Annotated in this window: 24 protein-coding genes and 1 tRNA gene; 8 read left to right on the top strand and 17 right to left on the bottom strand. The window is 56.1% G+C overall.

The features are described 5' to 3' along the window. Nucleotides 1–93: 93 nt before the first annotated feature. The 4 genes from DSM117340_RS02015 (at nt 94) to DSM117340_RS02000 (ending at nt 3,823) form a co-directional block, all read left to right on the top strand. The gene (locus DSM117340_RS02015; protein WP_089888880.1) at nt 94–825 is read left to right on the top strand and encodes a TVP38/TMEM64 family protein; all 732 of its coding nucleotides are present in this window, start codon (nt 94–96) and stop codon (nt 823–825) included. 35 nt (nt 826–860) lie between these two features. Then, a complete protein-coding gene (locus tag DSM117340_RS02010) occupies nt 861–2,252 on the top strand; it encodes an FAD-dependent oxidoreductase (RefSeq protein ID WP_089887451.1) in 1,392 nt (463 codons plus the stop codon). 15 nt (nt 2,253–2,267) lie between these two features. Continuing rightward, the gene (locus DSM117340_RS02005) at nt 2,268–3,644 is read left to right on the top strand and encodes a HAMP domain-containing sensor histidine kinase (RefSeq protein WP_089887450.1); all 1,377 of its coding nucleotides are present in this window, start codon (nt 2,268–2,270) and stop codon (nt 3,642–3,644) included. A gap of 102 nt (nt 3,645–3,746) precedes the next feature. Beyond that, nucleotides 3,747–3,823: transfer RNA gene (locus DSM117340_RS02000), tRNA-Arg, on the top strand. A gap of 86 nt (nt 3,824–3,909) precedes the next feature. Here DSM117340_RS02000 and DSM117340_RS01995 read toward each other — a convergent pair. The 5 genes from DSM117340_RS01995 to DSM117340_RS01975 form a co-directional block, all read right to left on the bottom strand. Then, complete coding sequence (locus tag DSM117340_RS01995; protein WP_089887448.1) at nt 3,910–5,949, bottom strand: NADH:flavin oxidoreductase; 2,040 nt, start codon at nt 5,947–5,949, stop codon at nt 3,910–3,912. A gap of 104 nt (nt 5,950–6,053) precedes the next feature. Next, nucleotides 6,054–6,725 carry a TetR/AcrR family transcriptional regulator gene (locus DSM117340_RS01990; protein WP_089887447.1) on the bottom strand — a complete coding sequence of 224 codons (672 nt, stop codon included), beginning with the start codon at nt 6,723–6,725 and terminating at the stop codon, nt 6,054–6,056. 9 nt (nt 6,726–6,734) lie between these two features. Further along, entirely contained in the window at nt 6,735–8,276 is a 1,542-nt protein-coding gene (locus tag DSM117340_RS01985; RefSeq protein ID WP_089887445.1) for a trimethylamine methyltransferase family protein, read from the bottom strand. A 1-nt stretch (nt 8,277) separates the two neighbouring features. Further along, nucleotides 8,278–10,680: an FAD-dependent oxidoreductase gene (locus tag DSM117340_RS01980; protein ID WP_354689839.1), complete on the bottom strand. Its 2,403-nt coding sequence runs from the start codon at nt 10,678–10,680 to the stop codon at nt 8,278–8,280. Between the two features lie 128 nt (nt 10,681–10,808). Next, nucleotides 10,809–10,949 carry a hypothetical protein gene (locus DSM117340_RS01975; RefSeq protein ID WP_177170606.1) on the bottom strand — a complete coding sequence of 47 codons (141 nt, stop codon included), beginning with the start codon at nt 10,947–10,949 and terminating at the stop codon, nt 10,809–10,811. Between DSM117340_RS01975 and DSM117340_RS01970 the strand changes: the two genes are divergently transcribed. After that, a complete protein-coding gene (locus tag DSM117340_RS01970) occupies nt 10,940–12,655 on the top strand; it encodes a bifunctional sulfate adenylyltransferase/adenylylsulfate kinase (protein ID WP_089887442.1) in 1,716 nt (571 codons plus the stop codon). The genes DSM117340_RS01975 and DSM117340_RS01970 overlap by 10 nt on opposite strands. 67 nt (nt 12,656–12,722) lie before the next feature. Here the strand turns inward: DSM117340_RS01970 and DSM117340_RS01965 are convergent, their stop codons facing one another. Next, on the bottom strand, nt 12,723–12,950 hold the full coding sequence (locus DSM117340_RS01965; protein ID WP_089887440.1) for a DUF1150 family protein: 228 nt from the start codon (nt 12,948–12,950) through the stop codon (nt 12,723–12,725). A gap of 11 nt (nt 12,951–12,961) precedes the next feature. Next, nucleotides 12,962–13,381 carry an Hsp20 family protein gene (locus DSM117340_RS01960; RefSeq protein WP_089887439.1) on the bottom strand — a complete coding sequence of 140 codons (420 nt, stop codon included), beginning with the start codon at nt 13,379–13,381 and terminating at the stop codon, nt 12,962–12,964. Between the two features lie 163 nt (nt 13,382–13,544). On the opposite strand from DSM117340_RS01960, the gene DSM117340_RS01955 reads away from it, so the two are divergent. The 3 genes from DSM117340_RS01955 to DSM117340_RS01945 all read left to right on the top strand — a co-directional run bounded on the left by DSM117340_RS01955 (nt 13,545) and on the right by DSM117340_RS01945 (nt 15,387). Beyond that, nucleotides 13,545–13,769 (top strand): DUF465 domain-containing protein, encoded by a 225-nt coding sequence (locus DSM117340_RS01955; RefSeq protein WP_089887437.1) that lies wholly within the window; start codon nt 13,545–13,547, stop codon nt 13,767–13,769. Nucleotides 13,770–13,838: 69 nt separating this feature from the next. After that, nucleotides 13,839–14,324, top strand: a complete 486-nt coding sequence (gene purE / locus DSM117340_RS01950; protein WP_089887436.1) for a 5-(carboxyamino)imidazole ribonucleotide mutase — start codon at nt 13,839–13,841, stop codon at nt 14,322–14,324. Then, nucleotides 14,317–15,387 carry a 5-(carboxyamino)imidazole ribonucleotide synthase gene (locus DSM117340_RS01945; RefSeq protein WP_089887434.1) on the top strand — a complete coding sequence of 357 codons (1,071 nt, stop codon included), beginning with the start codon at nt 14,317–14,319 and terminating at the stop codon, nt 15,385–15,387. The genes purE and DSM117340_RS01945 overlap by 8 nt, the downstream gene beginning before the upstream one ends. A gap of 6 nt (nt 15,388–15,393) precedes the next feature. Here the strand turns inward: DSM117340_RS01945 and DSM117340_RS01940 are convergent, their stop codons facing one another. The 10 genes from DSM117340_RS01940 to DSM117340_RS01895 all read right to left on the bottom strand — a co-directional run bounded on the left by DSM117340_RS01940 (nt 15,394) and on the right by DSM117340_RS01895 (nt 26,504). Beyond that, nucleotides 15,394–17,565 (bottom strand): DEAD/DEAH box helicase, encoded by a 2,172-nt coding sequence (locus DSM117340_RS01940; RefSeq protein WP_089887432.1) that lies wholly within the window; start codon nt 17,563–17,565, stop codon nt 15,394–15,396. A 130-nt stretch (nt 17,566–17,695) separates the two neighbouring features. After that, the gene (locus DSM117340_RS01935; RefSeq protein ID WP_089887431.1) at nt 17,696–18,463 is read right to left on the bottom strand and encodes an amino acid ABC transporter ATP-binding protein; all 768 of its coding nucleotides are present in this window, start codon (nt 18,461–18,463) and stop codon (nt 17,696–17,698) included. Nucleotides 18,464–18,478: 15 nt separating this feature from the next. Then, nucleotides 18,479–19,777, bottom strand: a complete 1,299-nt coding sequence (locus tag DSM117340_RS01930; protein WP_089887429.1) for an amino acid ABC transporter permease — start codon at nt 19,775–19,777, stop codon at nt 18,479–18,481. A 3-nt stretch (nt 19,778–19,780) separates the two neighbouring features. Beyond that, nucleotides 19,781–21,001 (bottom strand): ABC transporter permease subunit, encoded by a 1,221-nt coding sequence (locus DSM117340_RS01925; protein WP_089887427.1) that lies wholly within the window; start codon nt 20,999–21,001, stop codon nt 19,781–19,783. A gap of 133 nt (nt 21,002–21,134) precedes the next feature. Further along, nucleotides 21,135–22,154: an amino acid ABC transporter substrate-binding protein gene (locus DSM117340_RS01920; protein ID WP_089887425.1), complete on the bottom strand. Its 1,020-nt coding sequence runs from the start codon at nt 22,152–22,154 to the stop codon at nt 21,135–21,137. 203 nt (nt 22,155–22,357) lie between these two features. Further along, complete coding sequence (locus DSM117340_RS01915; RefSeq protein WP_089887424.1) at nt 22,358–23,071, bottom strand: ATP12 family protein; 714 nt, start codon at nt 23,069–23,071, stop codon at nt 22,358–22,360. Beyond that, nucleotides 23,068–23,733 carry an HAD-IA family hydrolase gene (locus DSM117340_RS01910; protein WP_089887422.1) on the bottom strand — a complete coding sequence of 222 codons (666 nt, stop codon included), beginning with the start codon at nt 23,731–23,733 and terminating at the stop codon, nt 23,068–23,070. The genes DSM117340_RS01915 and DSM117340_RS01910 overlap by 4 nt, the downstream gene beginning before the upstream one ends. Beyond that, on the bottom strand, nt 23,730–24,773 hold the full coding sequence (locus DSM117340_RS01905; RefSeq protein ID WP_089887420.1) for an RluA family pseudouridine synthase: 1,044 nt from the start codon (nt 24,771–24,773) through the stop codon (nt 23,730–23,732). The genes DSM117340_RS01910 and DSM117340_RS01905 overlap by 4 nt, the downstream gene beginning before the upstream one ends. Beyond that, nucleotides 24,770–25,147 carry a fluoride efflux transporter CrcB gene (gene crcB / locus DSM117340_RS01900; RefSeq protein WP_089887419.1) on the bottom strand — a complete coding sequence of 126 codons (378 nt, stop codon included), beginning with the start codon at nt 25,145–25,147 and terminating at the stop codon, nt 24,770–24,772. The genes DSM117340_RS01905 and crcB overlap by 4 nt, the downstream gene beginning before the upstream one ends. A gap of 31 nt (nt 25,148–25,178) precedes the next feature. Next, complete coding sequence (locus DSM117340_RS01895) at nt 25,179–26,504, bottom strand: replication-associated recombination protein A (RefSeq protein ID WP_354689838.1); 1,326 nt, start codon at nt 26,502–26,504, stop codon at nt 25,179–25,181.

The following is a 26,504-nucleotide window of genomic DNA, read 5'->3' as shown; positions in this document are numbered from 1 at the left end:
CCGTGAGACAACAGTAAGCCCCCTTGGGTTTTGCGTTCAACCTGCGCAGGTTGGGGACACACAACACAAGGCAGGATTGGAACAATGGCAGATATGTCAAACGGCACAGAGATCGAAAAATCATCTGCAGCGCGGCTATTGCCCTTAGCTGCTATCGCGTTGGCCGCCCTGTTGGGCGCGATCTTCTTGAAAGACTATCTGAGCTTTGACGCCCTTCGCGAAAATCGCGAGGCGCTCCTCACCTTCCGTGATTCTCACTACCTGCTCACTGTCGCCGCCTTTGTTGCGACATACGTTGTGATTGTCGGCTTCTCGCTGCCGGGCGCAACAATAGCCACCCTAACAGGCGGATTTCTCTTTTCCACATTTCCAGGGGCTCTATTTAACGTCACGGGCGCAACACTCGGCGCCACGCTGATCTTTCTTGCCGCACGCTGGGGCCTTGGCGAGCGGTTGGGCGCAAAGCTCGAAGAATCAGATGGCAAGATCAAAGCCATCAAAGACGGCATCGATGAAAACCAATGGTCGATGCTGTTTCTCATCCGCTTAGTCCCCGCCGTGCCCTTCTTTGTGGCCAACTTGCTTCCCGCCTTTCTTGAGGTGCCTTTGAGGCGCTTTGTCATAAGCACCTTCTTCGGGATCATTCCTGGCGCGGTTGTCTACACGTCTGTCGGCGCGGGCCTTGGTGAGGTTTTTGCGCGCGGAGAAACGCCCAACCTTGGCATTATTTTTGAGCCTCATATTCTCTGGCCGATTCTGGGCCTTGCCGCTCTTGCAGCGCTGCCCATCGCCCTGAAAAAACTTCGCGGCGGCAAAACGCTTTAAGCTTTCTCAAAGGCTCTCTGATTTAGGAAGACAGTATGGAACGCATTCAAACAGATTTATTGGTCATCGGCGGCGGCTCAGGCGGATTGTCCGTCGCGGCAGGCGCCTCACAGATGGGCGCAAGCGTGGTGCTGCTTGAGGGTCATAAAATGGGTGGCGACTGCCTAAACTATGGCTGTGTCCCGTCAAAAGCCCTTCTCTCCCAAGCCAAAGCGGCACATGCCAAGGGCAGTGCACCCGCCAAGGCTTACTCTGCCGCTCAAGACCATGTTCAGGCCGTGATCGATACGATTGCACCACATGATTCTGTAGAGCGCTTCGAAGGCCTTGGCGTCCGTGTCATTGAAGCTTATGGGCAGTTTATCTCGCCAGAGATCGTGCGGGCGGACAACTATGAAATCAAAGCACGGCGCATCATTATTGCCACTGGCTCAAGCCCGCTTGTGCCGCCGATTCCAGGTCTTGAGAGCGTCCCCTATGAGACCAACGAAACCCTCTTTCAGCTGCGCAAGCGTCCCGACCACCTGCTGATCATCGGCGGCGGACCAATCGGGCTAGAAATGGCCCAAGCGCACAAACGCCTTGGCTGCGAAGTGACCGTAATCGAAGGCGCAAAAGCTTTAAGTAAAGACGATCCCGAGGCTGCAAGCGTCTTGCTCGACAGCTTGCGCAAAGAAGGCATTCTCATCGAAGAAGACGCTCTCGCATCCGAAATTCGCGGCACCGCTGGAGCCATCGAGGTCGAAGCCAAAGATGGTCGCGTTTTCAAAGGCACACATTTGCTTGTCGCCGTGGGCCGCAAAGCCAATATCGACAAGCTCGATCTTGGCGCTGCAGGGATCGAAACAACCCGTACAGGCATCAAGGTCGATGCTGGCCTCAAAACCACCAATCGCCGCGTCTACGCCATTGGCGACGTGGCGGGCGGGCTGCAATTCACTCATGTTGCAGGCTACCACGCTGGCGTGGTTATCCGCTCAGCCCTCTTTGGTCTTCCTGCAAAGGCAAGTGACCGCCACATCCCTTGGTCCACCTACACCACACCTGAATTGGCTCAAGTTGGCCTCACAGAGGCCCAAGCCCGCGCAGAGCACGGCGGCAATCTTGAAGTCGTCCGCTTTGACTATGCGGGCAATGATCGCGCAATAGCCGAGGGCCAGACAAAAGGCTTTGCCAAGGTGATGATCGTCAAAGGCCGCCCTGTCGGCGCGACCATTGTGGGCCATCAAGCTGGCGAGCTGATCAACACTTGGGCGCTTGCTTTGGCCAACAAAATGAAGATGGGCCAGATCGCAGCAATGGTCGCGCCCTACCCGACCATTGGAGAAATCAACAAGCGCGTCGCTGGGGCCTATTTCTCTCCACGCCTGTTTGAGAGTAATATGGTGAAAAGAGTGGTTGGCGCAGTTCAGCGCTGGCTGCCGTAAGAGGTTTCACAGGTTATGCTAAACTCCCTTTCAGGGCGCTTTCTCGTTTTGACCATCATCTTCGTGATGCTGGCAGAAATCCTGATCTTTGTGCCCTCGATTGCGCGGTTTCGCGAAGACTATCTCCTAAGTCGCCTTGAGCGCGGCCAGATTGCCTCCCTCGCCCTCCTAGCTGACGACATGATTGATGCCGACTTAGAAGAGGAGCTTCTACGCAATGCAGAGGTGTTCAACGTCGTACTGCGACGCGACGAAGCACGACAACTGATCCTCTCTGCGCCGATGCCAAAACCGATCTATGCAACCTATGATCTGCGCAACGCCTCGGCCTTCGTCTTGATCCGCGATGCAACAGCGCGGCTCTTTGATACCGAAGATCGCGTCATCCGTGTGATCGGAAACCCTGTTCGAGAAGCAGGTCTGCTGATCGAAGTTTCAATGGAAACAGGCCCTCTACGCGCCGCAATGATCGACTACGGCCTGCGTATCCTACTCCTTTCAGCGGTCATTTCGGTGTTCACAGCGGTCTTGTTGTTTCTCGCAGTGCAGCTTCTCTTGGTACGCCCAATCAAGCGTGTGGTTGGCGACATCCAAGCCTATGCGGCAAATCCTGAGGATGCGCACCGCATCATTCAACCCTCGGCAAGCGTGTCTGAACTGCGCGAGGCCGAAGACGCTTTGCAAAAGCTTGAAACCCAATTGACCAGCGCGCTCAAACAAAAAGAGCGACTCGCTCAGCTCGGCTCTGCTGTCGCCAAAATCAGCCATGATCTGCGCAACATCCTTACCTCGGCCCAGCTCTTCACCGACCGCATCGAAATGAGCGAGGACCCGACAGTCAAACGTATGGCCCCCAAGCTGGTCGGCTCCATCAGCCGCGCGGTCAAACTCTGCGAGACAACATTGGCTTTTGGCAAAGCTGAAGAGCCTGCACCACGACTCACCAAAGTTAAACTCAACGAAATCATCGAAGATGTATTTGAAGCCGAACAATTGACCCGCAGCGATGGCGAAATCAGTTTCGTCGACGATCTGCCTCAGAACTTTACCGTCGATGCTGACAGCGAACAGCTCTACCGCGTCATCAGCAATCTTGTGCGCAATGCCCGACAAGCGCTTGAAACCGCAAACCAAAGTGGCGAAGTCCGCGTTTCTGCAACAAACATCCAAAACGCAGTAGAAATTCGCGTGTCTGACACAGGTCCGGGGCTTCCTGAGAAAGCCCGCAAGCATCTGTTTGAAGCATTCCACGGTGGCGCGCGCAAAGGCGGCTCAGGTCTGGGGCTCGCCATCGCAGCGGAGCTTATTCGAGGCCATGGTGGCGCGCTGATACTCGAACGCTCAGATCAAGAGGGCACAAGTTTTTTGATCCGCCTCAGCCAAGCTAAATAAGGCGTTTCGTCACTTACAGCCCCGTCAATTGCCGCTCGTTCAAAACTATTCCAAAAACCCGCTTGCAAAGCACGCGCGCAGGCCTTAATCCCTGCCTCCGACGGACCGATAGCTCAGCTGGATAGAGTACCTGACTACGAATCAGGGGGTCGGGGGTTCGAATCCTCCTCGGTCCGCCATTTCAAACAACATCGTTAAACGTGATTGAAATGGCGGAAATCCTTCTGAGCTTATCCGCCACCAGAAGTCTCCCGGTTTTAGCGCATTACCAACAAATACCATGCCTCAAAGCGTCATAAACTGCGGCATGCGTGTTGCGAGATGAGACAGCATCCCCGATCCGGTAGAGCACAAAGCCCCCTTCAGGATTGCGCTGTGGGAAAAGCTTCCCCTCCCCACCAATCAAAACCTCGTGGTCAATCTCGCCAAAGTTCGACGCTTGTGGCTTTAGTGAAAAGTAGAGCTCATCCAGAGGCAGAGTCCCTTGGTTGACAATAACTTGGTCATATTCGGAGTCCGAGACGTACCTCGAATAATCCGTCCCAATCTGCGCCAATAGTCTGTTACCCCTACGGCTCAGGCTTTTCAGCGTTCGTCCAACCGTAAACACCGCATCTTTCTCTTGCAGGCTGCGCATATAAGGGACGAGATTCATTCCCATCACTTCAGGCGCAAAGCTGCGGTCACGGGTCATAATTTCGACATGCCCACCCGCCGCCGTGATGACTTCCGCTGCCATCAGTCCTGTATGGTCACCCGCATCATCAAAGATCAGCACATTCTCACCAGGCTTTGCATCGCCTGCAATGATGTCCCATCCTGTCACAGCAAGCTCATTGCCCGCCTCAAGCACTGTGACCTCTGGCAAGCCACCTGTCGCAATGATCACCACATCAGGCGCGAGCCCGAGCACATCCTGCGCCTCGGCATAGGTATTGAAGCGAAACTGCACGTCGCGGGCTGCACATTGTGCCATCCGCCAATCAATAATCCCGATCATTTCCGCTCGGCGTTTGTTTTGCGCGGTAAGGCGGATCTGTCCACCTGCTTCGGACGCAGCTTCAAAAACGGTTACATTGTGCCCCCGCTCGGCGGCCACACGCGCCGCCTCAAGACCTGCGGGCCCGGCTCCGACAATCACAACCTTCTTGGGGCTGTCAGAAGGTACAATTTCATGAGGCATACTCAGTTCGCGGCCCGTGGCAGCATTATGAATGCAGAGCGCTTCACCCGCTTGATAGATGCGATCTAAACAATAGGTCGCGCCCACACAGGGCCGGATATCATCTTCGCGCCCTTCCATAATTTTCGTCACAATTAAAGGGTCGGCCATATGCGCACGTGTCATCCCCACCATATCAAGCAGGCCAGAAGTCACAGCATGCCGCGCTGTCGCCACATCGGGAATTCTTGCGGCATGAAAAGTCGGCATACCTGTTTCAGCGCGCACAGTACCCGCAAAATCAAGATGTGGCGCCGAACGCATCCCCTGCACAGGAATCACATCGGTCATCGCAGGATCGGTATGAATACGCCCACGAATCACATTCAGAAAATCGACCTGTCCACTCGCTTTCAGCGCATGGGCGATCTTGAGGCCCTCTTCGGGCGTGATGCCACCCTCCTCGGCTTCATCTGCAGTGTAGCGCACCCCGATAACGAATTCGTCCCCAACACGTTTGCGGATCGCGTCAAGCACCTCAAACCCAAAGCGCATACGGTTCTCAAGGCTGCCACCATAAGGCGCGGACCAATCGTTGGTGAAGGGCGAGTAGAACTGATCGATGAGGTGGCCGTAAGCTTGAAGCTCAATGCCATCTAGGCCTGCGGCCTGCATCCTCTCCGCCGCATCGGCATAGTCCTCGATGATCCGCACAATATCGAAGTCTTCCATCATCTTCGGAAAAGCACGGTGCGCAGGCTCACGGCTGTGCGATGGCGCAAGCGAGGGCAGCCAGTCGCCTTTGTTCCAACCGGTACGGCGGCCAAGGTGCGTGAGCTGGATCATCACGGCACAGCCATGTTCGTGACACGCGTCGCTCAGCGCCCGCATCCATGGGACAACCTCGTCTTTGTAAGCGAGGATATTGTTAAACACAGGTGGACTATCACGGCTCACAGCCGCCGAACCTGCCGTCATTGCAAGAGCCACCCCCGCCTTGGCGCGTGCCTCGTGATAGGCACGATAGCGCTCTGTTGGCATCCCGTTTTCAGGATAGGCTGGCTCATGGCTTGTCGTCATGATGCGGTTTTTCAGCGTCAGATGTTTGAGCTGATAGGGTTGCAGAAGAGCATCTTTGCTCATGATAAGCCTCGCTTGTTTTGGCAGAGCTTACACGCTCGCATTCCTAAGAAAAGAACAGAAATAACTGAGCGAGCTTAGCTCCACTCACAACCCTCATAAGCGCCTCACGTTAAATCCACCGAGCGCGAAAACGATCTAAAATCAGCAACTTCTTCAGCTGTGGGCAGAACGCCTGTAAAGCAATAGAGATAGCCCTCAACCCGCGTCAGCCGTTCTTCCAGCGTTTCGGCCAGATCGAGCGCATAGTAACCGATCTGCTGATAATACAGCACGCGCGCGCGAATATCAGCTTCAGCTGGATCATATCCGTAACGCTCAAACATCTTGGTAATCGCATCTTGGCGCGCCGCATCAGCTCGGTCAATGACACGCCGCACAGAGCCGTCGCGCCGCGCCCATTCCCGCACAGCAAAGTCGAGTTGCGGATTGAAGCCTTCTGGGTCCACAACACAGCGAAAGAAGTTATTAAGCGCGCCCGTTATGGTCTTCGCAGGGAGTTCTGTATGACGGATCATGATCCCTGTGTTGGTGGCATTCCAATCCTCTAGAAGCTGGCTGAGCAAGTCTTCGCGGCTCTTGAAATACCAATAAAAAGATGACCGCGAGACGTCGAGCCGCTCCGCAATCCCCAGCACCTTCACTTGCCCCACGCCTTCACTGATCAATATGTCCCGCGCCACATTCAGCCAGTCTTCGCGCGTGACCTTGACGTGCCCCACAAGCGGCGGCTTGTCAGGATCATCACGGTGCAAAAGAAGGGCTGGTGCTTTTGACATGGGTTTCCCTCAGCTTTCAGGCGGCGCACCGCCTTCTTCCGTGCGTTTGGCAATAAAGTCTTGTAGCGTGCCCAGCCGAGTTTCGTCCACCGCAGGGCGGCTGTCTGCCGCAAGGATACCCTGCCAGACTTTAGTGGCCCGCGTGTTCGCATCCTCTGAGCCGCGCTCTGTCCATGTTCCAAAGTTGGCGTAGTCATGCACATGCGGCTCATAAAACGCAGTGTTGTAACGCTCCATCGTTTGCGTTGTTGCGAAGAAATGTCCCGATGGTTGCACCTCGCTGATCGCCTTTTCAAAGCCGATCTCATCGGGCCCTGCCTCAGCTCCGGCGCAAAGCTCCGCTATCATATTGAGCACTTCAGCGTCGGTGATGACTTTCTCATAAGAGACGCTCAATCCACCCTCAAGCCACCCTGCAGAGTGAATAATCACAGTCGCCCCTGCCATGAGGCAGCCCCAAAGGCCCATCTGGTTTTCGTTCGCCGCTTGCACATCATTGGTGTTTGAGGCCGAGCCCGCAGCCGAGCGCCAAGGCAGGCCTGTAAAGCGCGCGAGCTGACCCGCTGCAAGGCTGGCTTGAAAATGCGAAGGCGTTCCAAAGGCAGGCGCGCCAGATTTCATATCCACATTGGAGGTGAAGGTACCATAACAAACGGGCGCACCTGATCTGACAAGTTGTGTAAGCGTGATGCCAGCCAAAGCCTCCGAATGACTGAGCGTGATAGCCCCAGCCACAGTAATAGGTGCCATCGCTCCCATCAGCGTAAAGGGAGTAACAATCGAAAGCTGTCCGTGGCGGGCAAAATCGATCAGCCCCTGCGCCATAGGGATATCAAGCGTGCGCGGGCTGTTGGTATTGATGATCGTGTAACAATACGGATCAGACAGAAACGTCTCGTCGTCCACACCGCGATAGTCTTGCAGCATACGAAACCCATCCATCGTCTGCGGCGTCCCACGCGCAAAAACGAAGGGAAACTTATCCGTCAGCTCCAACTGCGTCTGCATCGTAAAGTAGTGCCGCAGATGCGTCGGCACATCCTGTGGCTCAACAGAGGGCGACATCATCTGAAAGACATCATAGTGATGAGCGATTTTCGTATATTCGATAAAATCACGTGCAGAACCGGGGCGGCGCCCCCGAACAAGATCCGTTGCATTCGGCGCACCCGCGCCTGGCTGAAAAACGAGACTGCCAAGCTCAAGCGTTACATCGCGCTCGCTTGCGCCCCCGCGCCCCACAATCGACTTTGGTGCGCTCGCAAGCGCCGCAGCAACCATCTCGCGCCCGATGTACACCATATCACCCACAACCCGCGCACCACCGGCCTTAAAGATCGCGATGGCTTCAGGCAAAAGCACACGCATCCCCAGCTCTTCCAAAGTGCGAAGAGCCGTTTCATGCATGTTTTCAATCTGATCGTCTGAAAACACCTTCATTGGCGGAAACGGATTTTTCAGATTGCGATAGTTCGTCTTGCGCTCAAACGGCGCAGCCTTAGCGTCGGCACGTCCGCGCCGTCTGGGTCTGTTGGCTTTGGTCTCTGCCATCTCAGCCCCGCATCGCTTTGCCAGCAGGGTCACAAGGCGAAGCCGCAATGACTTTTGCTGCACGCTCTGCGCCAACGACGTGCACCAAAAGCTCAGTGCCCTCCGACGTCAGCTCGCGATTGACCATGGCCATGGCATAGGACTTGCCCAAGGTGTGGCCATATCCCCCCGAGGTCACAAACCCGACAAGCGCGCCGCCCGACCAGATAGGCTCATACCCGCTCGCATCGGCCCCGTCGGCCTCGACTTCAAGCATGACCAGCTTTTGCGCGGGGCCGCTGCCGCTTTGCTCAGCCAGTGCTGCTGCTTTACCGACAAATTCTTTATCCCAGTCAATCCAGCGGTCCATACCCGTCTGCGCCGCCGTATAGCCTTGGGTGAACTCCGCGCTCCAGATCCCAAAGCTCTTTTCAAGCCGCATACTGAGCATCGCATTAAAACCAACCTCGCGCATGCCAAGATCAGCTCCTGCCTCAAGTAGCATTTTACGCAGAGCAATGTGCTCAGAAGCCGAACAATTGATTTCATACCCCAGCTCTCCTGTCAGCGAGAGCCGCCCAATCTTACACTTAAGCAAGCCCAAGTCGTAGCTGCCACACCCCATGAATTTGAGGTCGCCAATCGGATCAACAGTGAGCCTCTCCAAAACTTTGCGAGAATTTGGTCCAGAGAGGGAGAAGCCCACCATCTTGTCCGAAATATCGCTTAGGGTCACACCCTCGCCCATATGATCATCAAACCAGCGCATATGCCATTCGCGCAGATAGTAGCTGCCCATGATCCAGTAGGTTCCATCGCCCCAATTAAAGATCGTGAGATCCCCTTTGAGCTTGCCCGCTTCCGAGAGCATTGGCGCAAGCTTTGCACGCCCTGGCGCTGGGAGCTTGGAGGCCATGATATGGTCAAGCCACGCCTCAGCGCCCTCACCAGTCACCTCAAAGCGCGAGAAGCCCGAGATATCAAGCAAGCCAACAGCCTCACGTGTCGCTTTGCATTCTGCAGCCACAAGGTCATGCGCATTTGAGCGCTTGAGCGTGGGCGTTTCGACAAAGTCTTTGGGCGCAAAGTAAAGCGGCACTTCAAGTCCATAGCTTACGCCCCAGCGACAGCCCGCCTCGGTCATATCACTATAGGCAGGTGCCATCTTGAGAGGTCGCCCTGCTGGCAGCTGCTCATTCGGGTAGGTCATCACGAAACGGCGGGTATAAAACTGACCCGTCGTTTCCTTGATATACTGGCGGTTCTCGGCAAAATCCCCAAAGCGCGCCACATCCATACCAAAGACATCGGCTTCAGGCTCGCCATGGATGATCCATTCGGCCAGCGATTTGCCAACACCGCCGCCCTGCAAGAAGCCAGCCATTACAGCACAAGCGCACCAATAGCCTGGCTTGCCGCGCACAGGGCCAACCAGCGGATTGCCATCAGGCGCAAAGGTAAACGCGCCATTGACCCAAGTCTTAACCCCCACCTCTTGCAGCGCTGGATACCGCTCAAAGCCCAGCGTCAGCTCGTTTTCTATCCGGTCGGTCTGCTCTTGAAAAAGCTCAATACCATAATCCCAAGGCGCACCATCCAGCGCCCAGTGCTCGTGGTCGATCTCATAGATCCCGAGCAAAACACCCTTCTGATCCTGACGAAGGTAAGTGAACCCCTCCAGATCGACTGTCATCGGCACTTCAAAGTCGATCTCCTCCAGCTGAGGGATCGTGTCAGAAATTAAATAATGATGCTTAAGCGGTGCAACAGGTAGCTCGATTCCGGCCATACGCCCCACTTGCTTGGCCCAAAGGCCCGCCGCGTTGACAACATGCTCGCAAGTGATCTCACCCTTATCGGTGATCAGGCGCCAGCCATCTGCTGTCTGCTCAAGGCTCTCGACCTTTGTGTGCTCAAAAATGCTCGCACCGCGCTTCTTGGCTGCGCCAGCATAGGCGTGGACCGTACCTGTGGTATCGATATAGCCCTCCCGGTCTGCCCACATCCCTCCGAGGATACCCTCCGTTGACATGATAGGGCAAAGCTCGCCTGCCTCTTCAGGCGTCACAAGGCGACAATCCTCAATCCCAATTGACTGAAACGTGCGATACGCCGACTGGAGCCACTCCCAACGGTCGGGCGTGCCAGCAAGCGTCAGGCCACCCGTCATATGCAAGCCGATATTTTGACCGCTTTCCTCCTGAATCTCTTCAAAAAGATCAATCGTATAAGCCTGCAACTGAGCAATATTCGGATCAGCATTGAGCGCATGAAATCCGCCAGCCGCGTGCCAACTGGACCCCGCAGTCAGTACGGAACGTTCCAAAAGGCAGACATCTTTCCAGCCAAACTTTGCCAGATGATACAGAACCGACGTCCCGACAACGCCACCCCCGATAACCACAACGCGATAATGCGAATTCATGTCTCTTCTCCCATCTGGCCACAGGAGACGTGCTGCTCCGCCGACTCACTGTATTTTGGACAAGCTTCGACACAATAGACACTTCTGTCTAGAGATTTTTTCGTTTCACAGCCTGCGCTCCAAATGACTCACAAACGGCGCTTTTTCACAACAATGCCACCCTTTAGCTTGAAATTTACCTTGTCGCTGGCATAGCTGACCCAGACCAAACGATAACGAGCGAGCGTCAGCGCTTCGCCACAGCCCAAGAGTAGTAACAATGTTCGCACCCAATCTCGCCCCCATTCCCGAGCTTTACGTATCCTATGAAAGCGCCCAAAAACTCAAAGTCGAAGCTGCCGATTTGGTCAGCCACGATCTGACACCGCGTCAGATTTGCGATCTAGAGCTTTTGATGAATGGCGGCTTCAACCCGCTCAAAGGCTTTCTCAGCGAGGCAGACTATGATGGCGTCGTTGAGAACATGCGCCTTGAAAGCGGCGCGCTCTGGCCCATGCCTATCACATTGGATGTGAATGAGGACTTCGCAGCCAAGCTCGAACTTGGCCAAGATATCGCCCTGCGTGACCAAGAGGGCGTCATCCTCGCCACAATGACAGTCACAGACCGCTGGGAACCAAACAAAGCCCGCGAAGCCGAGATGGTGTTCGGCGCAGACGATGATGCGCACCCCGCCGTGAACTATTTGCACAACCAAGCAGGCAAGATCTACCTCGGTGGCCCCGTGACAGGCATCCAGCAGCCCGTGCACTATGACTTCCGCGGTCGTCGCGACACGCCCAACGAGCTGCGCGCCTATTTTCGCAAGCTCGGCTGGCGCAAGGTTGTCGCCTTCCAGACGCGCAACCCACTCCACCGCGCGCACCAAGAGCTGACCTTCCGCGCCGCGCGCGAAGCCCAAGCCAACCTGCTCATCCATCCCGTTGTTGGCATGACAAAACCTGGTGATGTCGACCACTTCACGCGCGTACGCTGCTATGAAGCAGTTCTAGACAAATATCCTGCCTCCACGACATCAATGAGCCTGCTCAATCTTGCGATGCGCATGGCAGGCCCGCGTGAAGCGGTCTGGCATGGCCTGATCCGTGCCAACCACGGCTGCACACACTTCATCGTGGGTCGCGACCACGCTGGCCCCGGTAAAAACTCCGCAGGCGAGGACTTCTACGGCCCCTATGACGCCCAAGACCTCTTCCGCACCCACCAAGACGAAATCGGAATCGAAATGGTGGACTTCAAGCATATGGTCTGGGTCGCCGAGCGCGCCCAATACGAGCCAATGGACGAAATCAAAGACAAAGACGATGTCACAATTCTCAACATTTCCGGCACAGAACTACGCCGCCGCCTCGCTGAGGGCTTGGAGATCCCAGAATGGTTCTCATTCCCCGAAGTCGTATCAGAACTGCGCAAAACCCGCCCGCCACGCTCACAGCAAGGCTTTACCGTGTTCTTCACAGGCTTCTCGGGGTCAGGCAAATCCACCATCGCCAACGCCCTCATGGTCAAGCTGATGGAAATGGGTGGCCGTCCTGTCACTCTGCTTGATGGCGATATCGTTCGCAAAAACCTCTCCTCAGAGCTTGGCTTCTCAAAAGAGCACCGCGATCTGAACATCCGCCGCATCGGCTATGTTGCAAGCGAAATTACAAAGAACGGCGGCATCGCCATCTGCGCTCCAATCGCGCCCTACGCCACCACCCGCCGCGCCGTCCGTGAAGACGTCGAGGCCTTTGGTGCCTTTGTGGAAGTCCACGTCGCCACCAGTATTGAAGAATGCGAGCGCCGCGACCGTAAAGGTCTCTACAAACTCGCGCGTGAAGGAAAGATCAAAGAGTTCACAGGAATTTCAGACCCCTATGATGTTCCGGCCAGCCCTGAACTCAGCGTCGAAACCGAGAATGTCGATGTCGACAATTGCGCACACCAAGTGCTGCTCAAGCTTGAAAGCATGGGCCTGATCGCCGCTCAGTAAGGCATACACCAGCAACGCAAAAAGGCGCGGGCATCAGCACCGCGCCTTTTCTATCAATGCGTGTCGCTTAGTGCGCCGTAACAGGCGTCATATCGTTCTGACGCGCCAGCATGAAGGCAAGCTTGCGGTCCTTCACAAGGGCCAAGCGCTCACCCGATGCATCATGCAACGCATAGAGCTTTTTCAGCCCCGTCGCTTCGGCGCGAACCTCTTCAGGAAGATCCGCGAGTGCCACTTCGCGTACATACACAATCGGCTGCTCAACATCGTCCGCAAAATCATAAACTGTATTCATATTGTCTCTCCTTACTTTTTGCCCGACTTGATCTTGATCGTCTGCACAACCTGCTCAGGCTCCGCGCGTGTAAGATCAATATGCAAAAGTCCATTCTCGATGAGGGCTTCGCCCACCTCGACCCCATCAGCCAAGACAAAAGAGCGTTGGAACTGGCGCGCCGCGATCCCACGGTGCAGAAAGACCCGCTCCTCGCTGTCGTCTGACTGACGACCACGAATAACAAGCTGCTTGTCTTCGATTGTGATCGCTAGGTCTTCCTCCGCAAAGCCAGCAACGGCAAGCGTGATGCGATAGGAATTGTGCGAGGTTTGCTCAATATTGAAAGGAGGGTAGCCCTCGTTGCCAGACTTGGCCGTGCGCTCCAAAAGGCGCTCCAGCTGTTCAAAGCCCAAGAGATAGGGATGTGATCCCAAAGTAAGTTTGCTCATGACACGCCCTTTTTGCTTAAGCGACAGTGTGTATTCACAGGCCCCATTGTGGCAACCTGACTTCCTCTAATATGGGAAAGCTGCACAAGCTCTGCAAGAGCTTTGCGAAAATGCATTCTTTCAGTATCTTACAGCTCTTGCCCCAAATGGAATCACAGCGCCAATGAATGCCCCCAATGACCTCGCGATGAAGAACGAAGACGTGCTGCGGTTTGAGCTTGAAGTCTTCAAGCACGAGCATCGCGATCTGGATCAAGCCATCGAAGCACTTATTGAGAAGGGCACAGCCGACCAGCTCACGATACGCCGCCTGAAAAAACAAAAGCTCCAGCTAAAAGACAAAATCGCGCTGATCGAAGACAGGCTTCTTCCTGACATTATCGCCTGAAACGCCGTGCCATTGCGCCGCCACCAAAACCGCCTATAGTGCGCGCTTCTTAAGGATCGGAGCTACGTCATGAGTGTCAAAATCGGGATCATTATGGGCAGCCAGTCAGACTGGGCCACAATGAAAGAAGCCGCCATCGTTCTTGACGAACTGGGCGTGAGCTATGAGACAAAAATTGTCTCTGCACACCGCACACCAGACCGTCTCTGGACCTATGGAAAAGAGGCCGCCGCGCGTGGCCTTCAAGTGATCATCGCTGGCGCTGGTGGCGCCGCCCACCTCCCTGGTATGATGGCCTCCAAGACCCGCGTGCCTGTGGTTGGCGTACCTGTACAGACCAAGGCGCTCTCAGGCGTTGATAGCCTCTATTCCATCGTCCAGATGCCCAAAGGCTTCCCAGTCGCAACAATGGCGATCGGCTCTGCAGGCGCAGCCAACGCTGGCCTGATGGCCGCGGGCATCCTTGCCTTGCAAGACGCAGAACTGGCAGCACGCCTTGACACATGGCGCGAGGCCCTCTCCGCCTCCATCCCCGAGGAACCCACAGATGACTAACCCTCTCGCCCAAGGCAGCACCATCGGCATTCTCGGCGGAGGCCAGCTTGGGCGTATGCTCTCAGTTGCCGCAGCCCGTCTCGGCTTCAAAACTTGTGTGTTCGAGCCTGCCGGAGACTGCCCTGCCAGCCATGTTGCGAACTACCATTTGCAAGCCAGCTACGAAGACGAAAGCGCTCTCAAAAAATTCGCCGACAGCGTCGATGTGATCACCTATGAGTTCGAAAATATTCCCACATCCGCGCTAGATACGCTCGAAGCCATCCGCCCTATTCACCCCTCACGCGAGGCCCTGCGAATCTCTCAGGACCGCCTGATCGAAAAAGACTTCCTCACAAACCTCGGCCTGACAGTCGCGCCCTACGCCCATGTCAATTCAGAAGAAGATCTGCGCGCAGCCGTCGCCAAAGTGGGCCTCCCAGCAATCCTCAAGACATGCCGCTTCGGCTATGATGGCAAGGGCCAAGCGCGCCTTGAGACCGAAGCCGATATCGCCCCCGCATGGGAAGCGATGGCCGGGGCTCCGTCTGTGCTGGAAGGCTTCATCAGCTTCACCAAAGAAATCAGCATCATCGCAGCGCGCGGGCCGTCAGGCGAAGTGTCCTGCTATGATCCTGGGGAAAACGTCCACGAGGGCGGCATTCTACGCACGACGACTGTGCCTGCCGTGATCCCCGCAAGCCTGCGCACAGATGCTGTCCTGCTCGCGGCGCGCGTCCTCAATGCACTTGAGTACGTCGGCGTCATGGGTGTCGAGCTTTTCGTCACACCCAATGGCCTGCTCGTCAATGAAATCGCCCCGCGCGTTCACAATTCAGGCCACTGGACACAAAACGGCTGCACGGTTGATCAGTTTGAACAGCACATCCGCGCCGTCGCGGGCTGGCCCTTGGGCAATGGTGCGCGTCACGCGGATATTGTCATGGAAAACCTGATTGGCGACGATATGGACCGCGTGCCAGAGCTTGCAAAGTCAGCTGATGCAGCGCTTCACCTCTACGGCAAGGCCGAAGTGAAAAAAGGGCGCAAGATGGGTCACGTCAACCACATCAAGCGCCCCTAAGCTTTTTTAGCCTTTACGCTTAGGCGCAAAGTTTCCGCCTTTAGCGCCGCCATCAGACTCGGCTCGGCGTGCCTTGTTCTTCTTTGAGCTTGGCTTGCCTTTGCCCTTAGGCGGAGCAGTGCCGTCGCTCGGGCCTTTCTTGCCAGCAGTCTTCCAGCGTGGCTTGTCGCCGCCAGCCGCCGCCGCGCCGCGCGCAGGACGTTTGCCCTTAGAATCCATCCGCTCTGAAGGGTTGGCCGCGTTCCGTGGCGCAGGCTTCTTGCCCGCTGGCTTCTTCGGCTCGCTTACAACGCCTTTGGGGCGGCTGTCTTCAGGGCGCTTTGGCTTTGACGGACGCTCACCCTTTGGCTTCTCATAGCGAGGCTTCTCACCCCAAGGTGTCTCACCCTTAGGTTTGTCAAACCGTGGCTTATCGCCCTTGGGTTTGTCAAAACGTGGCTTGTCACCGCGGGGGGCATCGCCCGTGGGCCTGTCATAGCGCGGTTTATCACCCCGTGGGCCGTCACCCTTTGGCTTGTCATACCGTGGTTTGTCACCACCACGCCCTTTGTCAAAGCGTGGCTTGCTGTCGCGTGGCTTAAAGGTCGGCTTGGGAAGATTTGCGAGATCAGGCGCTGTATCAAGCTTCTTGATCGCGGCTCCCTCCACTTTCATTCCGTCGCCCAAGGCGCTCAGGAAACTCGCAACACTGGCTTGGCGAATTTCGATATAGCTCTCATCTGGCCCAATACGGATCGCGCCGATGTCAGTTTTGTTCAGCCCGCCTGCCGTACAGATCGCTGGCAAGACACGGCGTGGCTCGGCTCCGCCGTTGTTGCCACCAGCCAAAGCAAACCAGACACTCGGCCCAAAGGGCTCACGCGGAGCGCGCGGCTCAGAGGCCCCAGAGTTCGCAAGGTCTTCAGGTGCTGAGTGATGCTGCTGGTAGAGGCGCAAATATGCCGCTGCCAGCTGCTCAGCTGTAAAGGCTTCAGCCAACATAGCCACACGCGAAGCCTCGGACTCAGGCACGGCTTCATGCCATGCCGGATCCGCGAGCATCCGCTCGGCGTCGCGCTCAAGAACCGCGTCCGCTGATGGCGCTTCTGCCCAGTTGGCAGTCAATTTTGCCCAGCTCAAAAGGCGCTCTGCCTTTTTACGCGCCTTCGGCGGCACAATCAGAACAGACGTACCCTTGCGCCCCGCGCGGCCTGTACGGCCTGAACGGTGCAAAAGCGTTTCGTGGTTGTTCGGAAGCTCAGCATGAATAACGAGGTCAAGTTTGGGCAAGTCGATCCCGCGCGCAGCGACATCCGTTGCCACACATACCCGGGCACGACCGTCGCGCATTGCCTGCAAGGCGTGGGTGCGCTCAGCTTGGCTCAACTCTCCCGACAGCGCGACAACAGCAAAGCCGCGGTTTGAAAGCCGTGTTGTGAGACGGTTCACAATTGCACGGGTGTTGCCAAAAATGATTGTGTTAGGCGCTTCGTGATAGCGCAACACATTGATGATCGCGTTTTCCGCATCGCGCTGCGACACATTCAGTGCCTCATAAGTGATGTCGGCGTGCTGCTTCTCCTCAGCAACAGTTTCAACGCGCACAGCATCTTTCTGATAGCTCTTGGCCAGCTTGGCGATCGCCGCAGGCACAGTCGCCGAAAAGAGCAAGGTCTGGCGCTCTTCTGGGGCTTCAGAGAGAATAAACTCAAGATCTTCGCGAAAGCCAAGGTCCAGCATTTCGTCAGCTTCGTCCAGTACGACGGCCTTCAGCTCTGAGAGGTCAATACTGCCCCGCATGATATGGTCGCGCAGACGGCCTGGCGTCGCCACAACAACATGCGCGCCGCGGTCCAGTGCGCGGCGTTCGTCACGCATATCCATGCCACCAACAGTCGAAGCAATCTGGGCTCCTGTGTTGCCATAGAGCCAAACGAACTCGCGTTTCACCTGCAAGGCAAGCTCGCGCGTCGGCGCAATCACCAAGGCCAGAGGGGCGGACGCGGGGCCAAAGGCCTCAGCCTCGCCCAGAACCGAGCCAGCAATCGCGAGGCCAAAGCCCACGGTCTTGCCCGAACCCGTCTGCGCCGAGACGAGCATGTCTCTGCCTTCTAGGTCTGGTTGGGTGACAGCGAGCTGAACGGGTGTGAGCGTGTCATATCCGCGCGTTTCAAGCGCTTGGGAGAGTGCATTTTTCAAGGGAGGGCCTGCTTTGGGCTAAAGGTCTGATCAAGCGCCCGCGTTTAAAGCCTTTTGCACCGCTTGTATAGGGGCAAAGAAAAAAGGGCGGAAGCTCGCTCCCGCCCTCTTCATATCGTGTTCACTGGTCTTAGTGACCCAAAATCTGGCTCAAGAAGAGTTGTGTACGGTCCGACTTAGGATTGTTGAAGAACTCTTCAGGTTCATTTTGCTCAACAATCTGGCCTTGGTCCATAAAGATAACGCGGTTGGCGACCTGACGGGCAAAACCCATCTCGTGGGTCACGCAGAGCATGGTCATGCCCTCTTCCGCCAGCTCGATCATCGTATCTAGAACTTCTTTGATCATCTCTGGGTCAAGCGCTGATGTCGGTTCGTCAAACAGCATGATCCGTGGCTTCATGCAGAGCGAACGTGCGATCGCAACCCGCTGCTGCTGCCCGCCCGAAAGCTGACCCGGATATTTGTTAGCCTGATCAGGAATCTTCACCTTCTCAAGGAAGTGCATCGCTATCTCTTCAGCTTCTTTCTTGGGCGTTTTACGCACCCAGATCGGCGCCAAGGTGCAGTTCTCCAAAATCGTCAGATGCGGGAAGAGGTTGAAGTGCTGAAAGCACATACCCACTTCCGAGCGAATTTTATCGATGTTTTTGAGATCCGAAGACAGCAATGTGCCATCAACTTCGATCTTGCCTTGCTGATGCTCTTCCAACGCGTTGATGCAGCGGATCAGCGTCGACTTGCCCGAGCCTGACGGCCCACAAATCACAATACGCTCGCCCTGATACACCGTCAGATCAATGTCGCGTAGCACGTGAAACGAGCCATACCACTTGTTCATATTTTCGATGCTGATCGCGACTTCGTCGGAAACTTTCATCTGTGCGGTCTCGGCCATTGCCCAACCCTCCCTTTAACGGTGATCTGTCGCAAGACGGCGTTCGAGCCACTGCGAATATTGTGAAATGCCGTAGCAAACGATGAAGAACAGCACGGAAGCAAACATGAAGAGCTCCCAGTAAATGCCGTTCCATTCGGTTGAGGCAAGAATGGGTCCGCGGATCATGCCGACAAGGTCGAACATAGAAATCACAGACACCAGTGTTGTGTCTTTGAAGAGGCCCACGGCCACGTTCACAATCCCCGGAATGGAGATCTTGAGCGCTTGCGGCAGGATGATCAGGCGCATGGCTTGCGGATAATCAAGGCCAAGACTGTCAGCCGCCTCGTACTGACCCTTTGGCAAAGCCGCGAGGCCACCTCGGATCACCTCAGCGATATAGGCCGCTGAGAACATGGTGATCATGATCACCACGCGCAAGAAGAGGTCCACGCCGGAGCCGGGCGGGAAGAAGTACGCAAGCATCACGTTGGCCACGAACAAAAGCGTAATCAAAGGCACACCGCGAATGAATTCAATGAACACCACGCAGATGATCTTGATCAGCGGCAAGCTCGACTGACGCCCAAGGGCCAGCGCAATCCCGATCGGAACCGAGAGCGACACACATGTAAGGCCCAGCATCATGTTGAGCATAAAGCCCCCCAAGTCGCGGCTTGGAACGGCAGACAACATGGCCGTATCGTTGGCGCCGTCAGGGATCAATGCGCCGCCAATCATCCAAACAGCAATGGCTGCTGCCACGCCACCAAGAGCACCCGTTGCGAAGCTCCCTTTGACAAAGCGTGCGTAGACCAAATAGCCGGCAACCACACCCAAAAGCGCAACCAGCGGCGTAAAGATCGTACCGCCCCAGATCAGCCAGTAGGCCGTAAACGGGAAGAGCGCAGTGATGATCAAAAGCTTGCGTGGCAAGTCAAAGAAAAGAACAGGCGCAAGTGCGGCGAACATCAAGACAAAGGCTAGCGTCGGACGCCAGTATTGGTCTGGTGGATACTTGAAACCAAAGAGAAGCTGGTTCCAGCGTTCTGTCAGAACCGAGAAGCAAGCTCCCGTAGCTCCATCCAGAACCTCGCGGCACTCAGAAAGGCTCTGGGTGTTCCACAATCCATTGAACATCCACGGCGCTGCCGATGAGACAAGCAAATAGATCACATAAAGCGACACAATCGTGAGCAATCCGTTGGCCCATGTTGGGAACAAATTGTCTTGCAACCATCTGACAACACCCGTCGCCGATGCGGGAGCGGGTTGTTCCGCCAAGAAAGTCTCGCGCACAAAGGCGACAGAGTCTGCACGTTTATCTGACATGGCTCAGCGCTCCTTCAGCTTCATGGCGTTGTTATAGACGTTCATCAACATTGAAATCCCAAGCGAAATGACAAGATAGAAGAGCATCAAGAGCAACACACATTCAATCGCACGACCGGTTTGGTTGAGCGTGATGCCCCCCAAAGTCGCTGTGATATCGGCATAGCCCACAGCAATCGCGAGCGATGTGTTCTTGGTGATATTGAGATAGTTCGAAATCAGCGGCGGAATGATCACGCGCAGCGCCTGTGGCAGAACCACAAGGTTCATGACCCGCCCCGAGCGTAGCCCCAGAGCCGCAGCCGCTTCTGTTTGCCCCTTCGACACAGCCTGAATACCAGCCCGCACGTTTTCCGCAATGAACGCTCCCGTATAGATCGACAGAGCGAACCAAAGCGCAATCAATGGGGCACCAATTTGGATGCCACCCTTCAGGTTAAAGCGGTTGGCCAAAGGATCAGGCGCATCAAGGCCGATCGGTTGACCCATGATGAAAAACGCCAGAACTGTCGGTACAATCAGAATTGCCAGTGTCGGCCACCCTGTTGGAAGAAGCTTGCCTGTCGCATAGAGCAGGTTCTTTGCATAGCGGCGGTAGGCGAAAATTCCGATGATTGACGCGATAAACACCGCAATCACGACGCCAGAGCCCGCGTTCCAAATCGGCGCAGGCGCGTAAACACCACGGTTGGTAAACGCAAAATATCCAAGAAATAGCTCTTTCTCTGGTTCCGCGCCGAGATAAGCGCGCGAACCTGGCAAAACAGCCGTCAGGACAGTGAAGATGATGATGATCCAGATCAGTACGGGCACGTTGCGGAAGATTTCCACATAAAAAGCCATAAGCTTTCGAACGAGCCAGTTGTTGGACAACCTCAGAACACCAGCAATCACACCGAAGAAGGTCGCTGTTGTACATGCCAGCACAGCAACAAGCATCGTGTTGATGATCCCGACAAAAGCGGCACGCAAATTGGTGGATTGGCTATCATATCCAATTAGCGTTTGGTTGATGTCATAGCCCGCAGGGCTTCCCAAAAACTCATAGCTGATGTTGAGACCCAAGTCGCGCAGGTTGGTCATCACGTTGTTGGCAAGATAGACCACAACAGAGATAAGCAAAACGAGCGCAATGCCTTGGAAGGTATAAGACCGATAGCGCGTGTCGTTCAGCAACATTGAAAGCCGAAACGCACCTTCTGGAGGATCGGTAAGTGTCGTCATCTAGGACGTCCCCGTGGTTGGCTGGCTCTCCTCAAGAGTCGCGTCGTTGCGCGGTGAGAGACCAGTTTCTTATTTTTGTGATCGTAGCGGATATGAAAAGGGCGCGGAGTTCCGCGCCCTTTCCGGTCAGGTCTTAGCGGAAGGGTGGTGAGTAGAGAAGACCACCATTTGTCCACTGTGCGTTGAGGCCACGTGAGAGACCGATTGGTGTCGCTTCACCAATGTTCTTCTCGAAGATCTCTCCGTAGTTGCCGCTTGCCATGATGGCTTTGGCAGCCCAGTCAGCTGACAGGCCAAGCATTTCGCCCAGGTTGCCTTCTGTGCCGAGCAGACGGTTGATCTCAGGGTTGCCACCGGCAGCCGCTGACATTTCGCCGATGTTGGCTGATGTCACACCGAGCTCTTCAGCCGTGATCAGAGCGTTGAGTGTCCAACGGACAACGTCGCTCCACTCATCGTCGCCGTGGCGAACGAGTGGGCCGAGTGGCTCTTTTGAGATGATTTCTGGCAGCAGAACGTGGTCGCCAGGCGCTTCAAATGTAGCGCGTGTCGCCGCGAGGCCTGATGCGTCTGTTGTGAAAACATCGCATGCACCAGCAAGGTACTGCTGCTGTGCTTCCGAGTTTGTTTCGATTGGCACTGGCTGGTAGCTGATGTTGTTCGCACGGAAGAAGTCCGCGAGGTTCAGCTCAGTTGTTGTACCTGTCTGGATACATACTGTCGCGCCATCAAGTTCTTTGGCCGAGCTTACGCCCAGAGCCTTAGGAGCCATGAAGCCTTGACCGTCGTAGTAGTTAACACCTGTGAAAGTGAACTTCAGGTCAACATCGCGTGAGAATGTCCATGTGGTGTTACGTGCCAGCATGTCGATTTCGCCCGAAGCAAGCGCTGTGAAGCGTGTCTTGCCTGTTGTCGGTACAAATTCTACAGCCGCTGGATCGCCCAGTGTCGCTGCAGCAACAGCGCGGCATACAGCAACGTCGAAGCCGTTCCATTCGCCGTTGGCGTCTGGAGCCGCGAAGCCGACGAGGCCAGTGGTCACACCACAGTTCAGCTTGCCACGCGCTTTAACATCGTCAAGCGTGCCGGCAGCTGCAACGCCAGCCGCGAGGCCCGCGACTGTCAGTGCGCCAAGAAATACGGTTTTTTTCATGATTACCTCTTCCTATTGTCCGCCTTTGAGCAGACGGTTTATCCCAGTTCTCCCAAACCAGGGTTGGTTTTTCGGAGAGTTGCCTCTCCAGTGGCGACGAGTTTGGTCGCATTTCGGGCCAAAGGTCAAGACTGTGAAATGTAAAAAGACCTTTAACAGGTGTTCGATTTTCCCTTGATTTACCTAGCGTTAAGCTTGGTTTCTCAAGGCCTTACGCATGCATGGTAAAACGCATAGGCATGTCGGAATTGAGTCATCTTGAGCGCTGCCATTTCGCTGGCCTCATCATCAACACCCCATTGCTCTTCCTGCCAAGTTTCGTCGATTCGTGAGGTATTCCATAAGTTTTCAGCCGTATCACAGCCCTCTGCCGCCCTCAGCCCCAAGACAAAAGATCCGCTCATACTGACCAGATCGTGAAACGCCGTCAAAGAAAACGCACTCATCGCCTCACAGAGCTCAAGCGCCCGTGCAAGACTCGCGTCCGCTTGCCTGACAGGCATCACACCCGTCGCAATCGACAGCTCAAGTCCAAATCGCTCGCGCGCCCAATCCAAAGCGCCGTCCCATGCGGCGGCCTGACGCTCTTGCAGCTCGATAGGCGATTCGGCGCGATAGCAAAGCAGGTCGGTTCCCGCATAATCAGCGATCAGCCCCGCCACTTCGCTATGCTGCACGGCCACCTTATCAATCGCCGCATTGGCGGAGCGGGTATAGGGCATTTTTGATGGGTCAATCTCGGCCTCAACGGCACGCCACTCTTGCGCGACTCGCTCAGCCAGAACGGCATTCGGCACAATCAAAGCCGTCTTGGCAGGCGTCTTCACACCTCGTCCGTCAAGCTCGATAGCAAATCCACCCTCAACGGGCTTTGGCGTCACTTCGCTCCAAAAGCGCTTCATTTTCCATTCGCTCATGCAGATACTCCCAACAGCGCGTTTACCGCGTCATAAAGCTCGTCAAAATGGCCAATCAGCCTGTCCGCGCCAAGTGTCTCAGGCGCATGGTATCCCCACCGGACACCGATAGTGGCAATCCCTGCCGCCCGCGCCATTTCCATATCAAATCGGGTGTCGCCCACCATCACAGCCTGATGCGGCGCAAGCCCCGTGTCCCGCAACACAGCCTCAAGCATCGCAGGATGCGGCTTGGATGGATGAAAATCCGCCACTTGCTCGGAAACAAAATACCCCGTTAGCCCATGGCCTTGCAAAAGCTTATCAAGGCCGCGCCGCGACTTGCCTGTCGCCACGGCCAAAAGCGTTTCATCCTCCGCCCGCAAGCGCTCCAAAGCAGCCAAAGCCCCGTCATATAGCGGAGACGATTCGGCCGTCCCCTTCTCGGCCCGCAGGCTCATATAGGATGCCTTATAGCCCTCTACGAGCGCCACATGATCGGCCGCGCGTTCAGGCGCAAGCACAGCCATCGCCTCAGGCAACGACAGACCAACAATCGAGCAGATCTCCGCGCGGCTCGGCACATCCGCGCCCACGCTCGCAAAAGCCGCGCCCATGGCGGCGCAAATATCATCTTGGCTGTCGACGAGTGTTCCATCGACATCAAAGATCACTACTCTCATGACATCTCCTCAGTCGGATCAGACAGCGCATCGCTCTCAACCCACTGAAACGTGTCCCATGTCTCTTCCATATGCTCAGGCAAAGGCGCACGGAATTCCATCACCTTGCGTGTCTCTGGATGCTCGATCCGCAAATAGCGTGCGTGAAGATGCAGCTTTTTGCTCAGCCCGCCGCCAAGCTGCGCGCCCCAGCCGTCACCAAGGTTCTCTTGGCTTGAGCCGCCATACTTTCCATCGCCAATGATCGGATGTCCAAGTTCCGCCATATGCGCTCGGAGCTGGTGCGTACGTCCCGTCACAGGAACCATCGCAACCCAAGCACAACGCTGGCCCGCATTTTCCAGAACCATAAAATCGGTCTGGGCGCGCTTTGCGCCTTCCGTACGGTCCACGGCGCGCGGATGCACACACATCATCTTTTCGCCCTCGCCCTTGGCGCCATGCCCCGCAGCCTTCACAAGCCCCCAGCGGATCATGCCCATGCGCGGATTGGGTACACCTGCGACAGCGGCCCAGTAGATCTTACGAGTCTCACGGTGGCGGAACGCCTCGGTCAACGTTTTCGCAGCAAGCCGCGTACGCGCCAGAACCAGAATACCCGAGGTATCTTTATCCAAACGGTGCACAAGCCGTGGTTTTTCATCAAAACCAAACTTCAAAGCCTCGGCCAGCCCGTCGACATGCTTCAGCTGCTTTGAGCCGCCCTGCGTCGGAAGCCCTGTCGGCTTGTTCAGCACGATCATCTGATCGTCTTTATACATCACGCAAGACTGGATCATCTTGGTGTCAGCCGCCGAAATCTTGCTCGGAGGCTCATATTCGGGCGCGGGCGTTTCAGGCAGCGGCGGTATGCGCACATTCTGGCCCTCTTCAACGCGGGTCGAGGTCTTCACCCGCCCACCTTCAACACGCAAATCACCCTTGCGGCACATCTTTTCGATCTGCCCCTGCTTGAGCATCGGAAAGCGCCGCTTCAACCAGCGGTCCAGACGCTGGTCGCCTTCGCCAGCCTCTACAGTAATCATTTGAACGCCGCTCATTGGAGGGCTCCTTTCATAAGGGTCATACCCGCAAACAGCGCGCCGATTGAGAACACCACAGACACCGCAACATATACCGCCGCCGCGCCGACCTGTCCCCGCTCATAGAGCGTGACGGCATCAAGCGAAAACGCCGAAAACGTCGTAAAGCCGCCAAGCAGCCCCGTCATCAACAAAGGCGCCAAGCGGGTCGCATCCTTCTGGGCCAAAAGCACCACAAGCGCGCCCATCGCAAGGCTACCAAGGACATTGACCACCAAGGTCGCCCAAGGAAAGCCATGGCCCAAAAATCGAACGGCCCCCACGCCAACCAAGTAACGCGCACTCGCGCCAAGGGCCCCGCCAAGAGCTACATGTAAAAGTGATGTCAACATGGGCGGTCTGTCTCAGGGGCGCGCCCCTTTGTCAAGTTTTGCCAGCTTTTTGCCGCGAAAGCCGCTGTTTTGCGAACCAATCGATCCGTTTTTTGAGTTCTCGTTCAAACCCGCGCTCAACAGGCTGATAAAGCACAGGCCGCTTCATAGTCTCGGGGAAGTAGTTTTGTCCCGAGAATCCGTTTTCCGCATCGTGGTCATAGGCATAGCCCGCGCCATAGCCCTGATCCGACATAAGCGATGTAGGTGCATTGAGGATATGCTTGGGTGGCGGCTCACTGCCAGTGCGCTTGGCCTCCTTACGTGCCCCCTTGTAAGCGACGTAGGCGGCGTTAGATTTTGGCGCGAGGGCCAGATAAATCACCGCTTGCGCCAGTGCGAGTTCCCCTTCTGGACTCCCAAGGCGCTCATAAGTCTGCCAGCTTTGCAAACAAACATCCTGCGCCTGCATGTCTGCCAGCCCGATGTCTTCCACCGCCATCCGCGTCAGGCGCCGCGCCAGAAACCGTGGGTCTTCCCCGCCTTCCAGCATCCGCGCAAACCAATAGAGCGCAGCGTCTGGGTCCGATCCGCGCACAGATTTGTGCAGCGCAGAAATCAGGTTGTAGTGCTCATCGCCCGATTTGTCGTATTTTGCCGCTCGCCGCATCAGCCGCTTGGCCAGCGCCTCGCGGTCAAGCTTCCCCGTAAGGCTCCAAGCATTGACCTGCTCAATCAAGCCAAGCAAAGCCCGCCCGTCGCCATCGGCCATCTCAAGCAATGCCTCACGCGCATGGCCATCAAGCGGCAACGCACGTCCCAGCTCCTTCTCGGCGCGCTGTGCAAGCTTCTCAAGATCAGCCAGCCCCAAGCGCTCCAACACCAAAACCTGCGCCCGCGACAGCAAAGCCGCATTCAGCTCAAAGCTTGGGTTTTCGGTTGTCGCACCGACAAGCAGGATCGTACCGTCCTCCATGAAGGGCAAAAAGCCGTCCTGCTGGGCTTTGTTGAAGCGATGGATTTCATCCACAAACAGAAGCGTTCCCTGTCCGTTGGCGTGCCTGTGCTTGGCCGCCTCAAAGACTTTCTTCAAGTCCGCGACACCCGAGAAGATTGCGCTGATCTGGACAAAATGCAGATCAGTTTCATCCGCCAAAAGCCGCGCAATCGTCGTCTTGCCCACACCAGGCGGCCCCCAAAAGACAAGCGAGGTCAGCGTGCCTGACGCCAGCATGACCGTCAGCGGTGCATCAGGGCCGATCACTTTAGGCTGACCGATCAATTCGCCAAGCGTCTTGGGCCGCAGCTTGTCTGCCAAGGGGCGTGGCCCCGCCTTCGCTCTGCCGCCTTCGGGCGCGCTGTCAAACAGATCCGCCAT

Source organism: Lentibacter algarum (assembly GCF_040580765.1).
GTDB classification, from domain to species: Bacteria; Pseudomonadota; Alphaproteobacteria; order Rhodobacterales; family Rhodobacteraceae; genus Lentibacter; species Lentibacter algarum.
The sequence above is the reverse complement of the archived record's forward strand: the minus strand, read 5'-3'. Positions and strand labels throughout refer to the sequence as shown.

Bases quoted from the DNA above. Each gene is read 5' to 3' on its own strand.
- DSM117340_RS01980 (WP_354689839.1), bottom strand. From the start codon at position 10,680: ATGAATTCGCATTATCGCGTTGTGGTTATCGGGGGTGGCGTTGTCGGG.
- DSM117340_RS01905 (WP_089887420.1), bottom strand. From the start codon at position 24,773: ATGAGCGGCGTTCAAATGATTACTGTAGAGGCTGGCGAAGGCGACCAG.
- DSM117340_RS02005 (WP_089887450.1), top strand. From the start codon at position 2,268: ATGCTAAACTCCCTTTCAGGGCGCTTTCTCGTTTTGACCATCATCTTC.
- DSM117340_RS01895 (WP_354689838.1), bottom strand. From the start codon at position 26,504: ATGGCGGATCTGTTTGACAGCGCGCCCGAAGGCGGCAGAGCGAAGGCG.
- DSM117340_RS01970 (WP_089887442.1), top strand. From the start codon at position 10,940: ATGTTCGCACCCAATCTCGCCCCCATTCCCGAGCTTTACGTATCCTAT.
- DSM117340_RS01915 (WP_089887424.1), bottom strand. From the start codon at position 23,071: ATGAGCGAATGGAAAATGAAGCGCTTTTGGAGCGAAGTGACGCCAAAG.
- DSM117340_RS01985 (WP_089887445.1), bottom strand. From the start codon at position 8,276: ATGGCAGAGACCAAAGCCAACAGACCCAGACGGCGCGGACGTGCCGAC.
- DSM117340_RS01935 (WP_089887431.1), bottom strand. From the start codon at position 18,463: ATGGCCGAGACCGCACAGATGAAAGTTTCCGACGAAGTCGCGATCAGC.
- DSM117340_RS01955 (WP_089887437.1), top strand. From the start codon at position 13,545: ATGAATGCCCCCAATGACCTCGCGATGAAGAACGAAGACGTGCTGCGG.
- DSM117340_RS01965 (WP_089887440.1), bottom strand. From the start codon at position 12,950: ATGAATACAGTTTATGATTTTGCGGACGATGTTGAGCAGCCGATTGTG.
- DSM117340_RS01960 (WP_089887439.1), bottom strand. From the start codon at position 13,381: ATGAGCAAACTTACTTTGGGATCACATCCCTATCTCTTGGGCTTTGAA.
- DSM117340_RS02015 (WP_089888880.1), top strand. From the start codon at position 94: ATGTCAAACGGCACAGAGATCGAAAAATCATCTGCAGCGCGGCTATTG.
- DSM117340_RS02010 (WP_089887451.1), top strand. From the start codon at position 861: ATGGAACGCATTCAAACAGATTTATTGGTCATCGGCGGCGGCTCAGGC.
- DSM117340_RS01990 (WP_089887447.1), bottom strand. From the start codon at position 6,725: ATGTCAAAAGCACCAGCCCTTCTTTTGCACCGTGATGATCCTGACAAG.
- DSM117340_RS01910 (WP_089887422.1), bottom strand. From the start codon at position 23,733: ATGAGAGTAGTGATCTTTGATGTCGATGGAACACTCGTCGACAGCCAA.
- crcB (WP_089887419.1), bottom strand. From the start codon at position 25,147: ATGTTGACATCACTTTTACATGTAGCTCTTGGCGGGGCCCTTGGCGCG.
- purE (WP_089887436.1), top strand. From the start codon at position 13,839: ATGAGTGTCAAAATCGGGATCATTATGGGCAGCCAGTCAGACTGGGCC.
- DSM117340_RS01930 (WP_089887429.1), bottom strand. From the start codon at position 19,777: ATGTCAGATAAACGTGCAGACTCTGTCGCCTTTGTGCGCGAGACTTTC.
- DSM117340_RS01920 (WP_089887425.1), bottom strand. From the start codon at position 22,154: ATGAAAAAAACCGTATTTCTTGGCGCACTGACAGTCGCGGGCCTCGCG.
- DSM117340_RS01945 (WP_089887434.1), top strand. From the start codon at position 14,317: ATGACTAACCCTCTCGCCCAAGGCAGCACCATCGGCATTCTCGGCGGA.
- DSM117340_RS01925 (WP_089887427.1), bottom strand. From the start codon at position 21,001: ATGACGACACTTACCGATCCTCCAGAAGGTGCGTTTCGGCTTTCAATG.
- DSM117340_RS01995 (WP_089887448.1), bottom strand. From the start codon at position 5,949: ATGAGCAAAGATGCTCTTCTGCAACCCTATCAGCTCAAACATCTGACG.